This is a genomic window from Cupriavidus sp. 22TCCZM04-2 (assembly GCF_057798895.1).
The window spans coordinates 31,861-45,342 of the sequence record NZ_JBYOJS010000017.1 but is presented as its reverse complement, the minus strand read 5'-3'; the positions used below and the strand labels follow the sequence as shown (position 1 = coordinate 45,342).

The window sequence follows — 13,482 nt, the reverse complement described above, 5'->3', positions numbered from 1 at the left end:
ATGGTCATTGACAAAATGTCAAATACAATTTGACGTCACGAGTTTTGCCCATGGAGTGGCGCCCCGGCCTCGCCTCAACGACTGGCCCGGAGTTTCAACCGGCAAAATTTTTCCGCGACGCAGAATGACGGGCCTGGCGCCTTGGCCTATAACCGCTCCCACAGGTTTCATTTCACGAAAACCTGACAGGAGACAACCCGGCGTGAGCACTCCCAGCACTTCACTGCAGAAGGCCTGCCGCCTTTTGCGCGCGCTGACCGATGCCCGTAACAGCCGCCTGACCGACCTTGCCAACGCCGCCGGCGTCGACAAGGCATCGGCATTGCGCCTGCTGGAGACACTGGTGGCAGAAGGCCTGGTGGAACGCGACCCTGCCACCAAGGCGTTCACACCGGGCCCGGAATGGCTGACGATGCATGCCACCACCGTGCAGCGCACCGACCTGCGCCCGCTGGTCCGGCCAGCGCTGATCCGGCTGGCGAACGCATTCGAGGATAGTGCCATCCTGTCCGTGCCCAGCGGCTGCGAGTCGGTCTGCATCGAACTGCGGCTGGGCACCTTCCCGATCCGCGCGAATTACCTGGAGATCGGCAGCCGCCGGCCCCTGGGCATCGGCGCCGGCAGCCTGGCGCTGCTGGCTGCCCTGCCCGACGCGGAGGTCGAGGCCGTGCTCGACGGCATCGCGCCGGCCATGCGCCGCTATCCGCGTTTCAGCCGTCCGATGCTGCTCGGCCATATCGAGGCCACGCGCGAACGCGGCTACGCGGTGCTGCTGGACGTGGTGGTCGAGCGCATGGGCGGGATCGCCATCGCGCTACCGGGCCCCGACGGCTATCCGCTTGGCGCCATCAGCATCGCCGCGCTCAATGAACGCATCAGCGACCGCGAAGCCGCCATGGCGCGCGCGCTGCGGCGCGAGGCCGAAGCCATCCGGCAGAACTGGCGCCCGCTCACGAGCGCCGACCCCGCTACCGAACAACAACGGCCGGCCGCCCGGCCACGCGCCCGAGAGGAGGCATGACATGCGCTGGAAGCAACGTCCGCAAGGTTCCAACTGGGGGGATTTCGGGCCCGACGATCAGTTGGGCCGCATCAACCTGATCGGCCCCGAGCAAGTCGTGAAGGGGGCGCGCGAGGTGCAGGCCGGCCGCAGCTTCTGCCTGTCGCTGCCGCTCGACTACCCGGGCGGCAACAAGCTCAACCCGCGCCGCCACGCGCCGGTGCTGCGGCCAACGTTCCGCGACGATATTCCTTACGTGAACTTTCCGCTGGCAAAGGTCGATCCGGCCGCCATCGACGTGCTCAGCGACGACCAGGTGCTGATGTGCCTGCAGTACAGCACGCAATGGGATTCGCTCGCGCACGTGGGCGCGCTGTTCGATGCCGATGGCGACGGCCGGCCCGAACGCGTCTACTACAACGGCTACCGCGCCAACGAGCATATCGTCGGCCCGATGGACTATGCCGAGGACGACCACTTCGCGGCCCACCCGTGCGGCCACGGCCACGACCACAGCGCGGCGCAGGCGCTGGGCATCGAGAACTTCGCGGTCAGCGGCATGCAGGGCCGCGGCGTGCTGGTGGACCTGGCGCACATCTTCGGCATGGATTTCCGCAACGTCGGTTACGACGACCTGATGCGTGCCATGGACGCAACCAAGGCCGGGGTCGAGCCCGGCGACATGCTGCTGCTGCGCACCGGCTTTGCCGAAATCGTGCTGTCGATGCAGCGCGAGCCCGACGAAGCGGTGCTGCACCACAGCTGCTGCGCGCTGGACGGGCGCGACGAGAAGCTGCTGCGATGGATCACCGATAGCGGCATCGCGGCGCTGGTCGCCGACAACTACGCCGTCGAGCGCTACCCTGCCCGCCCCGCGCCCGATGGCGACAAGCATCACCCGCTGCTGCCGCTGCACCACCACTGCCTGTTCAAGCTGGGCCTGCCGCTGGGCGAGCTGTGGTACCTGCGCGAACTGGCCGACTGGTTGCGCGCCAATGGCCGCACGCGCTTCCAGCTCACCGCCCCGCCGCTACGCTTGCCCGGCGCGGTAGGTTCGCCGGTAACGCCCATCGCCACGGTTTGACCGCATCACACGACATCGTACGACACGCACGACAAGCCAGGGAGACCCCATGAAGCAACGCCATTCGATGTTCCGCAAGGCCGCCGGCACGCTCGCCGTGGCCGCCGCGCTTGCCTGCGCCGGCGCGCAGGCCCAGCCAAAGGCCGCGATCTCCGACGACGTGGTCAAGATCGGCATGCTGCTCGACATGAGCGGCCTGTACGCCGATGTCACCGGCCGCGGCAGCGCCACTGCGGCGCAGATGGCCATTGACGACTTCGGCGGCAACGTGCTGGGCAAGAAGATCGAACTGGTGGTGGTCGATCACCAGAACAAGGCCGACATCGCCGCCAACAAGGCGCGCGAATGGTTCGACACCGGCCATGTCGATGCCATCCTCGACGTGGCGGCCTCCGCGCCGGCGCTGGCCGTGCTGGACGTTGCCAAGCAGAAGAACCATATCGTGGTGTTCTCCGGCCCGGGCAGCGAGCGCATCACCAACGACCTGTGCACGCCGGTGTCGGTGCATTACGCCTACGACACCTATGCGCTTGCCAACACCACCGCGCGCGCCATGGTGCAGCGTGGCGGCAAGACCTGGTTCTTCCTCACGGCCGATTACGCCTTTGGCCACACGCTGCAGGAATCGGCCACCGCCGTGATCAACGAAACCGGCGGCAAGGTGCTGGGCGCCGCGCGCCACCCCATCGGCGCGAGCGACTTTGCGTCCTACCTGCTGCAGGCGCAGGCCAGCAAGGCGCAGGTGGTAGGCCTGGCCAATGCGGGCGGCGACACCGTCAACGCGATCAAGGCCGCCTCGGAATTCGGCCTGACCCGCAACGGCGCGCAGCGCATGGCCGGCTTGCTGCTGTACATCAACGACATCCATGCGATCGGCCTGAAGACGGCGGCCGGGCTGGTGCTGACCGAGGCCTTCTACTGGGACATGAACGACGCCACGCGGGCATGGTCGCGGCGCTACTTCGAGAAGGTGAAGAAGATGCCGAACATGAGCCAGGCGGGCGCCTATTCGTCGGTCATGCATTACCTCAAAGCCGTGCAGGCCGCGGGCACCGACGAAACCGCCGCGGTGATGAAGAAGATGAAGTCCATGCCGATCAACGACTTCTTTGCGAAGAACGGCCGCATCCGCGAAGACGGCCGCATGATTCACGACATGTACCTGTTTGAGGTGAAGAGCCCGGCAGAATCGAAATATCCGTGGGATTACTACAAGGTGCTGGCAACGGTGCCGGGAGACCAGGCCTTCATGCCGGTATCGAAGTCGCAATGCCCGCTGCTCAAGCGCTGATATGGCCGGCATAAGCTACATTCGCGGCACCGGCAACACGCGCTTCGGCCGCCTGGAGGGCAGCACGCCGCTGACGCTGATGGCCCAGGCCGCGGATGCCGCGCTGGCCGATAGCGGGCTGGCACGCGCCGACATCGACGGTGTGCTGTGCGGCTATGCCACCACGCTGCCGCACCTGATGCTGGCCGACCGCTTCTGCGAGTACGCGTCGCTGACGCCGGCCTATGCGCACGGCGTGGCCGCGGGCGGCGCCACCGGCGGCGTGATGGCGATGCTCGCGCATGAGCTGGTGCGCGCCGGCCGCTGCCGCCACGTGCTCGTCGTGGCCGGCGAAAACCGGCTCAGCGGCCAGAGCCGCGACCAGTCGATCCAGACGCTGGCGCAGGTCGGCGAACCGCACGTCGAGGTGCCCAACGGCGCTTCGGTGCCGGCCTACTACGCGTTGCTGGCCTCGCGCTACCTGCATGAAGCTGGCATGGATGCCGATGCGCTGTCGGGCTTTGCCGTGCTGATGCGCGAACACGCCGCAAGCCACCCCGATGCGCACTTGCGCGAACCGCTGTCGCTGGCTGACGCGCGTGCAGCGCGCGCGATCGCCACGCCGCTGCGCCTGTCGGATTGCTGCCCGATCTCCGACGGCGCGGTCGCCGTGGTCGTGTCCGCCGAGCCTGGACCCGGCACGCCGGTGCGCATCGCGGGCGCGGGGCAAGCGCATCGGCACCAGCATCTGAGCGCCATCGACGATGTCAAGCTGACCGGCGCCGCCGACGCTGCGCGGCGCGCGTTTGCCGAGGCAGGCGGCGGCGTAGAGAGCATCGACTACCTCGCGATCTACGACTCGTTCACCATCACGCTGGTCATGTTGCTGGAAGAACTTGGCCTGGCCGAACGCGGGCAAGCGCAGGCGCGGCTGCGTGCGGGCGATTTCGGTGGCGGCGGCCCGCTGGCGCTCAATACGCACGGCGGCTTGCTGGCCTTCGGGCACTCGGGCGTGGCCGGTGGCCTGATGCACCTGGCCGAAGCCGCGCGGCAGCTCGCCGGCCGTGCCGGCGAGCGCCAGGCCGGCACGCGCCGGCGCGCATTGTTCCATGCCGATGGCGGTGTGCTGTCATCCCACGTCAGCTTGGTACTGGAGGCCTTGCCATGACCCATCCCTACACAGCGGGCCTCGATGCCGGCGTGGTGCGCTACCAGTGCTGCGACGACTGCGGCGCATGGCAGCCGCTGGAGCGCCATGCATGCCGTGCCTGCGGCGGGCTGCACCTGCGCTGGCGCGATGCCGGGGGACTGGCGACAGTCCACGCCGTGACCGAGATCAGCCGTGCGCCAGACGAAGCGTTCCGTGCGCTAGCGCCTTACACGCTGGTGCTGGCCACGCTCGACGAAGGCCCGCGCGTGATGGGCCATGCCGAGCCCGGCGTAGCGATCGGCGAGCGGGTGCGGGCCGGCTTCCTGCGCTTCGGCGAAGGCACGCTGCTGCGTTTCCGGCGCGAATAGCGAACCAGCGCCGCCTCTGGCGCCTTGCCGGCAGCGCCTGTCCGTCCCGGCCGGCATCCACAACCGGAGTGACCTTTGGCACCGAATCGATCCCGGCGGCACACGCTCGCCCTGATTTCCTGTATGGCCCTGTCCGCCACGGCCTTGCCGGCCGCGCAGGCACAGTCGTTCCCCAACAAGCCGATCCGGCTGGTGGTGCCCTATCCGCCGGGCGGGCCGACCGATATCGTCGCCCGCGTGGTCGGACAGAAGCTGTCCGAGAAGCTGGGCCAGCCGCTGGTGGTGGAGAACCGCCCCGGCGCCGGCGGCAATATCGGCGCCGAAGCCGTGGCCAAGGCCGCGCCTGACGGCTACACGCTGCTGGTCGCCACGACCGCGCACGCCATCAACATGACGCTGTTCAGCAAGCCCGGCTACGACACGCGCAAGGACTTCGCGCCGGTCAGCCTGCTCACGCGGGGCCCGCTGGTGCTGGTGACCGCACCGGCCACCCCCGCCACCAGCGTGGCCGAGCTGATCGCGCTGGCCAAAGCCCGGCCGGGACAGGTCACGTTTGCCAGTTCCGGCAACGGCCAGTCCACCCATCTCGCCGCGGAATTGTTCAACAGCATGGCGGGCATCCACATGACGCACGTGCCTTACAAGGGCAGCGCCCCCGCGCTGACCCACGTGATGGGTGGCCAGGCCACCGTGATGTTCGACACCATGCTGTCGGCCATGCCGTTCGTGCGCGATGGCAAGCTCAAGGCGCTCGCCATCACGGGCGCCACGCGCTCGCCGGCCGCGCCCGACACGCCGACCATCGCGCAGGCCGGCCTGCCCGGCTACGAGGCCAGCGCATGGAACGCGCTGCTGGCCCCGGCCGGCACGCCGCCCGCTGTCCTGGGCGCGCTCAACGGCGCGCTCAAGGCCGTCCTGCAGGACCCGGACGTGCGCGCGCGCTTCGCCACGCAGGGCTTCGCCGCCGAATGGACCGATTCCCCGGCCACCGTCCGCTTTATCGGGCAGGAAATCGACAAGTGGGCCAGGGTCGTGAAGACCTCGGGCGCCACGATCGACTGATCTCTCTCAACTCGCACGCCTTGCTCATGACCGCCCCACTCCAGTCCCTGCTCTCCCCACGCTCGATTGCGGTGATCGGCGCCTCCGACAATATCCACAAGATCGGCGGCCGGCCCATCCATTACATGAAGACGCACGGCTACGCCGGCACGCTCTACCCCGTCAATCCGCAGCGCGACTCCCTCCAGGGCCTGCGTGCCTACCCGTCGCTCGACGCGCTGCCGGAAGTTCCCGAACTGGCCATCATCATCGTCGCCGGCGAGGCCGCGGTGCAGGCCGTGCGTGACTGCGCGCGGCTCGGCGTGGCGGCGGCCATCGTGATCGCATCCGGCTTTGGCGAGGCCGGCGCCGAAGGCCGCCGCCAGCAGGACGAGATGGTGCGCGCCGCGCGCGCCAGCGGCCTGCGGCTGGTGGGTCCGAACAGCCAGGGGCTGGCCAACTTTGGCAGCGGCGCCATCGCGAGTTTCTCCACCATGTTCATCGAGGTGGCGCCGCAAGACGGGCCGGTAGCGGTCGTCAGCCAGAGCGGCGGCGTGGCGGCCATGGTCTACGGGCTGCTGCGCGGCCAGGGCATCGGCGTGCGCCATATGCACGCCACCGGCAACCAGGCCGACGTCACGGTCAGCGAACTGGCGCTGTCCGTCGCACAGGATCCCGGCGTGCGGCTGGTGCTGCTGTACCTGGAAAGCCTGGCCGATCCCGAGGTGCTGGCCGAAGCCGCGCGCGTGGCGCGGGCCCGCAACGTGCCCATCGTGGCGGTCAAGGCCGGCCGCTCGCGGGACGGCCAGCGCGCCGCGGCGTCGCACACGGGCGCCATCGCCAACGAAGACCGCGCGGTCGACGCCTTCCTGGACCGCCACGGCATCTGGCGCGTGAATGATGCGCACGCACTGGCGCGCTGCGCGCCGCTGTACCTGCGTGGCTGGGATACCGGCGGGCAACGGCTGGTGGTGGTGAGCAACTCGGGCGCGAGCTGCGTCATGGCCGCCGACGCGGCACAGACTTTCGGACTGACGCTCGCGCCGCTGTCCGAGGCCACGCGGGCCGCGCTCGCCCAACGCCTGCCCGGCTTTGCCACGACCACAAACCCGGTCGATGTCACTGCGGCGCTGCTCTCCAACAGCGCACTGTTCGGCGAAGTGCTGCCCGTGGTGGCAAGCGATCCAGCTGCCGACCTGTTCCTGCTCGACATTCCCGTCTCCGGCATGGGCTACGATGTGCCGCGCTTTGCACGCGACGCCGCCGCGTTTGCCGACACCGCCGGCAAGCCCATCGCAGTCGCGGTCTGGCAGCAGCCCGTGGCCGATGTCTTCCGCGAAGCCGGCTTGCCGACCTACGCCAACACCACCGAAGCGCTAGCCGCCTTCTCGCAACTGGTATCGCACCAGCAGCGCCTGCGCCAGATCGCCGCCGAGGGCGAGCCCCGGCTGCCGGCGGTTCCCGCGCGGCAGGCAAGCGCCGGAGCCGGCGGGACGCTGAGCGAGGCCGGCAGCCTCGCCCGGCTGGCAGCCGCCGGCATGCCGGTGGTCGAACACTACGTCTGCCACGACGTGGATGCCGCGGTCGCGGCCTGGCAACGCATCGGCGGCCCGGTGGCGGTCAAGGCCAGTTCCCCGCAGGTGCCGCACAAGAGCGAGCACGGGCTGGTGGCCCTGCACTGCAACGACCCGGAATCGGTGGCCAGCGCCTTCACGGCCCAGACTCGCACGCTGCAGGCCATGGGCGCCACCTGCGAGGGCGTGGTGGTCGCGCGCATGTCGCGCGGCCAGCGCGAATGCATGATCGGCGCGCACTGGGACCCGGTATTCGGCGCGGTGCTGGTGGTGGGCGACGGCGGCAAGTACGTCGAGGTGCTGCGCGACACCGCCGTGCTGCTCGCGCCCTGCCAGCAGGCGGACGTGGCCCGGGCGCTGGCTACGCTGCGCACCGCGCCGCTGCTGCACGGCGTGCGCGGCGAACCGGCGGTGGATATCGCCGCGCTGTGCCGGTTGGCAGTGCAGGTCGGAGAGCTGGTTCAAAAGGCTGGCGGCGCGATCCGGTCGGTTGACCTCAATCCGGTGATGGTGAACGCCGATGGCGTGGTGGTCGTGGACGCGTTGATCGAGGTGGAACCCTCCGCACTTTAAGGATCTGTGGATCCGGCGTTCCCAGGCGGCATCCGAACATTCTCCTTGCCTCCATCGGATTACTGTATATATTTACAGTACCTGTATGGATGAACAGTATGAGGAGGCCCCATGGAACATCTGATCCGCGTCCAGAACGACTATGACCGTCAAGTGCTGGCGTGGCTGCGCGCGCGCATCGGCGATGCCGCGCTCCAGTCCGCGGCGGGCCGGCTGGCAGGCGCCCGCAAGCCTTATCTGTCCACCATCTGCCGCAGCCTCGGCATCCGGCCGCCCTCGCGCCGGGAGTTCGCCCAGGAAGCGGCGCGCACGCACCGCGCGGTCGGCGACCAGTACCTGGCGCGCATTCGCGCCATCCTTGCGGCACCGGCTGGCGCCGCCCGCTGATCCGGCTGTTTGTGGTGGCTCTGCAGTGACTATGATCAATCACGACGCTGCATGCGGCGCGGGCCGCGCAGCCGGGCCATGGCAACCCACCGGACAAGAACATGAGCAAGATCGGCTTTATCGGCCTGGGCGTGATGGGCACTCCCATGGCGCAGCACCTGCTGCAAGGCAGCCACACCGTGTTCGCGCACAGCCGCAGCGGCGTGCCGCAGGCGCTGCAGGATGCGGGCATGCACGCCTGCGCCAATGGCACCGACGTCGCGCGCCAGTCTGAAGTCGTGATCCTGATGCTGCCCGACACGCCCGACGTGGAACGCGTGCTGTTCGGGCAGAACGGCGTGGCTGCCGGCCTGTCCCGCGGTGCGACGGTGGTCGACATGAGTTCGATCTCGCCCATTGCCACGCGCGAATTTGCGAGGAAGGTCGAAGCGCTCGGCGCCGACTATGTCGATGCTCCGGTATCGGGCGGCGAGGTGGGCGCGCGTGCCGCCACGCTGTCGATCATGGCGGGCGGGCGGCAGCACGCCTTCGACCGCGTGCTGCCGCTGCTGCAGCTTATGGGCAAGAACATCACGCGGGTTGGCGAGGCGGGCGACGGCCAGGTAGCGAAGGTTGCGAACCAGGTCATCGTCGCGCTGACTATCGAGGCTGTCAGCGAAGCGCTCGTGCTGGCAGCGCGCGCCGGCGCCGACCCGGCGCGCGTGCGTGAAGCGCTGATGGGCGGCTTCGCCAGTTCGCGCATCCTGGAAGTCCACGGCGAACGCATGCTGCAGCGCAAGTTCGAGCCGGGCTTCCGCATCGCCTTGCACCAGAAGGACCTGGCGCTTGCGCTGTCCACGGCGCGCACGCTGGGCGTCGGGCTGCCGTCCACGGCCTCTTGCCAGCAGCTGTTCAATGTCTGCGTCGGCATGGGCGGCGCGGGCTGGGACCATGCCGCGCTGGTGCGGGCGATCGAACACCTCGCCTCGTTCTCGCTGGACGACGCGCATGCAGGCTAAGCCGGTCGCCGCGGCGCCCGCCATGCCGCAGGGCCGCGTCGCCCTGCTGACGGCCGTGACCATGCTGGCTTTTGCCGGCAATTCGATCCTGTGCCGGCTGGCGCTCAAGGGCACGGCCATCGACGCGGCCAGCTTCACGCTGGTCCGGGTCGTCAGCGCAGCGGCAGCGTTGTGGCTGATCCTGCTATTCCGCCATGGCCCGGGCCGGCTGTCCGGCGGCGGCAACTGGCCATCGGCGCTGGCGCTGTTCGCCTACGCGGCGGCATTCTCTTACGCGTACCTGCACCTTTCCGCGGGGACTGGCGCCTTGCTGCTGTTCGGGGCCGTGCAGGCGACCATGACCGGCTACGGGCTCTATGTCGGCGAACGGCTGCGCGCGGGGCAATGGCTGGGACTGGCCCTGGCGCTGGGGGGGTTGGCATGGCTGGTGCTGCCAGGGCTGGCCGCACCGCCGCCGGGCTCTTCGCTGCTGATGATCGTGGCCGGCATCGCCTGGGGCATCTATTCGCTGCGCGGGCGCGGCGCGGCGGATGCCATTGCCACCACCGCCGGCAATTTCGTGCGCGCCGTGCCGCCGGCGCTTGCGCTGGCGTTGCTGATGCACGCGCAGCGCAGCCTGGATGGCGCCGGGCTGGCGTGTGCGCTGGTGTCCGGCGCATTGACTTCCGGGTTGGGCTATGTGGTCTGGTATGCAGTCATGCCGCGGTTGAGGGCCGCCACCGCCGCGACCGTCCAGCTCAGCGTGCCGGTGATCGCGGCGGCAGGCGGCCTGGCGCTGCTCGGCGAAACCATGTCGCTGCGGCTCGCGGTCAGCGCCGCCGCCGTGCTCGGCGGCATCGCACTGGTCATCGCGGGCAAGCAGCGTTGAGGCCCGCAAAGCCACCGTCGTGAAAGACCAGTGGCTCGCCCCGGTTCATGCGGTAGGACACGATCTCCGCAATGAACAGCACATGGTCGCCGACCTTGCGCGCGCTGCGCGGACGGCACACAAAGCACGCCAGCGCGTTGTCGATCAGCGCCGTGCCGCACGGCCCGGGCGATAGCGCCACCCCCTGGAAGCGATCGATGCCGCTGGTGGCAAACCGTTCGCACAAGGCCTGCTGCGTGTGCGACAGCACGTTCACCGCGTAGCAAGGCGCGGCGCGGAACGCGGCCAGGCTGCCGGAGCCAAGCGCCAGGCTCCAGAGCAGCAGCGGCGGCGACAGCGACACCGGGGCCAGCGAATTGATGGTGACGCCAACGGGCCGGCCATCGGACCCGGTTGCCGTCACCACCGCCACGCCGGTGGCGAACTGCCCCAGCGCGCGGCGCAGGGCGCGGCGCACCGAGTGCACCGCGTCCGCCGAGTGCGCGCCCTGCCTGGCATCGTCCTCGTCTTCCTCTCCACTGTCGTTGCTGGCCTCGGTGGCATACGGCAGCGGCGCAAGCGCGGGCATCATTGCGCGGCCGCCCGCACGTCTCCGGGCGGCGCGTCGATATCGAGACCAAGCGCCATGCGGCCCGCGTACTCGTGTTGCGCGCCCGCCTGCAGCGGGTGGAAGCGCGCGCCCTGGGCATCGCGGAAGCGCCGTTCCAGTCCGGCATCGCGATAGAAGCCCGCGCCACCGGCCAGCTCCATGGCCAGGTCGGCGGTCGCCAGCACCGCGCGCGCCGCCAGCGCGCGTCCGCACATGATCCGGTTCGTGGTCACGGCACCCGGCGCCTGGCTGGCCGCGGCGGCGAACATGTCGTCCAGCGCCAGTCGTGCGACATCCCATTCATTGCCAATGCGGCCGGCCAGTTCGACCACATGCGGCGAGAGGCGGCGCTGCTTCGCCAACCGCAGCGCGATATCGCGCGCGGCCTCGGCAATGCCGACGTAGACCGCATAGATCAGCGGCAAGGCGATCATCGCCACGGTATGCATCATCGGGTGCCACACGCCTTGCGGGCGCCGCGCGGCAATGGAGCTGTCCGGCACCAGCACGTTTTCGAGTACCACATCATGCGAGCCAGTGCCGCGCATGCCCATGGCGCGCCAGGTGGGCACGATGCGCACGCCCGGCGTCTTCATCGGCAGCGGAAAATGCAGCACGGTAGGGCCGGCCTGCGGATCATCATGGACGGCGCAGGTCATGAACAGGTCCGCCACCGGCGCACCGCTGGCGAACACCTTGTGCGCGTCGATGCGGAAGCCGCCGTCCACGCGTGTCGCCGTGCCACTGCCCTGCAGCCAGTCGGACCCGCCGCTGCCAAGCAGCACGATCTGCTCGCCGCCCACACGCTTGAGCAGCCCTTCCACCGGCGCTTTCTGGTTGCGCCAGCGCCAGGCCGCGGTGGCCACCGGATGCGTGTGCATGGCGAAGGCCAGTGCAGTCGAGCCGCAATACTTGCCCAGCTCGCGCAGCACCTCTCCCAGTTCCTGATGGGAAAGGCCCGCGCCGCCGAACTCCTGCGGCACAGCCGCGGCCAGAAAACGCTGCGCCCTGAGATCGTCGTAGTTGGCGCTGACGAAGGCGTCTCGGGCATCGATGGCCGGGGCGCGTTCGTCGAAGGTGCGGCCGAGCGAGGCGGCAAGCGCGAGCCAGTCAGACTGCGCACCTGCGCTGGCATCGGGGGCGGTGATCGTTTCCATGGCATAGGTCTCCTGCGGAATTGCCGGGGTACCCGCGCCGTTGTTTGGCGACAGGCACGGTGCTAGTATCGGAGCCCGGCCAGCCCGCTTCATTGACCGGGCCTCCGGCTTTCTTGCGCAAAACGCCGGATTTGGCCGGATTTGCGAAAGGAGTGACCGTGGATGCCTTGTCCGATCTCCTGCGCGCGGTGCAACTGAGCGGTGCCGTCTTTCTCAACGGCGACTTCAAGGCGCCGTGGTGCCTGATCTCCGAAGCCGACAGCAGCCTGCGCGCCGCCTTCCTGCCTGGCACGGGGCCGGTCGTGTCCTACCATCTCATCACCGAAGGCAGTTGCTGGGCCCGCCTGGCCGACGGCGACGGACAAGGCCTGCGCGTCGATGCCGGCGAACTGCTGGTCGTGCCCCAAGGAGAACCCCATGTGCTCGGCAGCGATCTCCACCTGAGTCCGATCCCGGCCGGACCCCTGGTTGCCGGGATGATGGAGAGCAATCCCGGCGAGGTCATGCGAGTGAGTTATGGCGGCGCAGGCACCCCCACGCGCATGGTGTGCGGCTTCCTTGCCTTCGACGATATGTTGGGCAACCCGCTGCTCTCGTCCTTGCCCCGCCTGTTCAAGGTGGGGCTGGACCGCGGCGTGGAATCCGCATGGCTGGTCTCGGCGCTGGCGTTCGCCACGTCGGAAGCGGCCGAGCCCCGGGCCGGCAGTGCCACGGTCCTGGCGAAATTGTCGGAACTGCTGTTCGTGCAGGCGGTGCGGCGTTGCATCGACGGCATGCCGGAAAGTGAACGCGGCTGGCTGGCGGCGCTGCGCGACCGCTACGTCGGCCGCGCGCTGTCACGCATGCACGCGCGCCCGGCGTATCCGTGGACCGTCGATGAACTGGCGGGTAGCGTGGGCCTGTCGCGCTCGGCGCTCGCGCAGCGTTTCACCGACCTGCTCGGCCAGCCGCCGATGCAGTACCTGGCGCACTGGCGGCTGCGTATTGCCGCCACGGCGTTGCGCAATGGCAGCCAGTCGATCGGCGAAGTCGCAGGCATTGTCGGCTATGACTCCGAAGCGGCATTCTGCCGGGCGTTCAAGCGCGAATTTGGCTTGCCGCCGGCAAGCTGGCGCCGCCATCGCATCGACCCTGCGCCGCAAGCGCCGGAAGCCACAACGGCACAGTGACCCGTTCGTCGCTTGCGCAAGCGCGACTCGCAAATAAATCAGGGGACCGCAAAGGGCCCCCTGAGGATGGTTGACGACTGGCCGCGCTACATTTTCTGCTTGGTGTTGTCCGCGGCGCCCTGCACCTTCTCGCCACCGCGTTCGATGTCCTTGCCGGCACCGTGGATAGTATTGCAGCCCGTGATCACCAGCATGCCGGCGAGGGCGAATAGTGCGCACAGCTTTCTCATGACGATTCTCCTTGCTTCGTGTGG

14 protein-coding genes are annotated in these 13,482 nt (G+C 69.1%); 11 read left to right on the top strand and 3 right to left on the bottom strand.

All coding sequences use genetic code 11. The features are described 5' to 3' along the window. Positions 1–202 precede the first annotated feature (202 nt). The 10 genes from AC3FKG_RS22475 to AC3FKG_RS22430 all read left to right on the top strand — a co-directional run bounded on the left by AC3FKG_RS22475 (position 203) and on the right by AC3FKG_RS22430 (position 10,313). Positions 203–1,021 carry an IclR family transcriptional regulator gene (locus tag AC3FKG_RS22475; RefSeq protein ID WP_488744159.1) on the top strand — a complete coding sequence of 273 codons (819 nt, stop codon included), beginning with the start codon at positions 203–205 and terminating at the stop codon, positions 1,019–1,021. Position 1,022: 1 nt separating this feature from the next. Then, positions 1,023–2,084: a cyclase family protein gene (locus tag AC3FKG_RS22470; protein WP_483711875.1), complete on the top strand. Its 1,062-nt coding sequence runs from the start codon at positions 1,023–1,025 to the stop codon at positions 2,082–2,084. A gap of 49 nt (positions 2,085–2,133) precedes the next feature. Continuing rightward, positions 2,134–3,375 (top strand): ABC transporter substrate-binding protein, encoded by a 1,242-nt coding sequence (locus tag AC3FKG_RS22465; RefSeq protein WP_488744158.1) that lies wholly within the window; start codon positions 2,134–2,136, stop codon positions 3,373–3,375. A 1-nt stretch (position 3,376) separates the two neighbouring features. Beyond that, a complete protein-coding gene (locus tag AC3FKG_RS22460; protein WP_488744157.1) occupies positions 3,377–4,522 on the top strand; it encodes a thiolase family protein in 1,146 nt (381 codons plus the stop codon). Further along, a complete protein-coding gene (locus AC3FKG_RS22455) occupies positions 4,519–4,872 on the top strand; it encodes a Zn-ribbon domain-containing OB-fold protein (RefSeq protein WP_483711878.1) in 354 nt (117 codons plus the stop codon). The genes AC3FKG_RS22460 and AC3FKG_RS22455 overlap by 4 nt, the downstream gene beginning before the upstream one ends. Before the next feature lie 123 nt (positions 4,873–4,995). Further along, entirely contained in the window at positions 4,996–5,934 is a 939-nt protein-coding gene (locus tag AC3FKG_RS22450; protein WP_488744156.1) for a tripartite tricarboxylate transporter substrate binding protein, read from the top strand. A 26-nt stretch (positions 5,935–5,960) separates the two neighbouring features. Next, a complete protein-coding gene (locus AC3FKG_RS22445; RefSeq protein ID WP_488744155.1) occupies positions 5,961–8,060 on the top strand; it encodes an acetate--CoA ligase family protein in 2,100 nt (699 codons plus the stop codon). 111 nt (positions 8,061–8,171) lie between these two features. Next, on the top strand, positions 8,172–8,447 hold the full coding sequence (locus AC3FKG_RS22440; protein WP_483732523.1) for a CppA family protein: 276 nt from the start codon (positions 8,172–8,174) through the stop codon (positions 8,445–8,447). Between the two features lie 101 nt (positions 8,448–8,548). Then, a complete protein-coding gene (locus tag AC3FKG_RS22435; protein ID WP_488744154.1) occupies positions 8,549–9,445 on the top strand; it encodes a 2-hydroxy-3-oxopropionate reductase in 897 nt (298 codons plus the stop codon). Positions 9,446–9,467: 22 nt separating this feature from the next. Next, positions 9,468–10,313 (top strand): EamA family transporter, encoded by an 846-nt coding sequence (locus tag AC3FKG_RS22430; RefSeq protein WP_488744207.1) that lies wholly within the window; start codon positions 9,468–9,470, stop codon positions 10,311–10,313. Here the strand turns inward: AC3FKG_RS22430 and AC3FKG_RS22425 are convergent. Together AC3FKG_RS22425 and AC3FKG_RS22420 are read right to left on the bottom strand one after the other, a co-directional pair. Beyond that, on the bottom strand, positions 10,291–10,884 hold the full coding sequence (locus AC3FKG_RS22425; RefSeq protein ID WP_483711883.1) for a flavin reductase family protein: 594 nt from the start codon (positions 10,882–10,884) through the stop codon (positions 10,291–10,293). The genes AC3FKG_RS22430 and AC3FKG_RS22425 overlap by 23 nt on opposite strands. Beyond that, positions 10,881–12,059 carry an acyl-CoA dehydrogenase family protein gene (locus tag AC3FKG_RS22420; RefSeq protein ID WP_483711884.1) on the bottom strand — a complete coding sequence of 393 codons (1,179 nt, stop codon included), beginning with the start codon at positions 12,057–12,059 and terminating at the stop codon, positions 10,881–10,883. Before AC3FKG_RS22420 ends, AC3FKG_RS22425 begins: the two co-directional genes overlap by 4 nt. Positions 12,060–12,217: 158 nt before the next feature. On the opposite strand from AC3FKG_RS22420, the gene AC3FKG_RS22415 reads away from it, so the two are divergent. Then, positions 12,218–13,228: an AraC family transcriptional regulator gene (locus AC3FKG_RS22415; RefSeq protein ID WP_483711885.1), complete on the top strand. Its 1,011-nt coding sequence runs from the start codon at positions 12,218–12,220 to the stop codon at positions 13,226–13,228. Between the two features lie 86 nt (positions 13,229–13,314). Here AC3FKG_RS22415 and AC3FKG_RS22410 read toward each other — a convergent pair whose 3' ends face one another. After that, a complete protein-coding gene (locus tag AC3FKG_RS22410; RefSeq protein WP_483711886.1) occupies positions 13,315–13,458 on the bottom strand; it encodes an entericidin A/B family lipoprotein in 144 nt (47 codons plus the stop codon). Positions 13,459–13,482 lie beyond the last annotated feature (24 nt).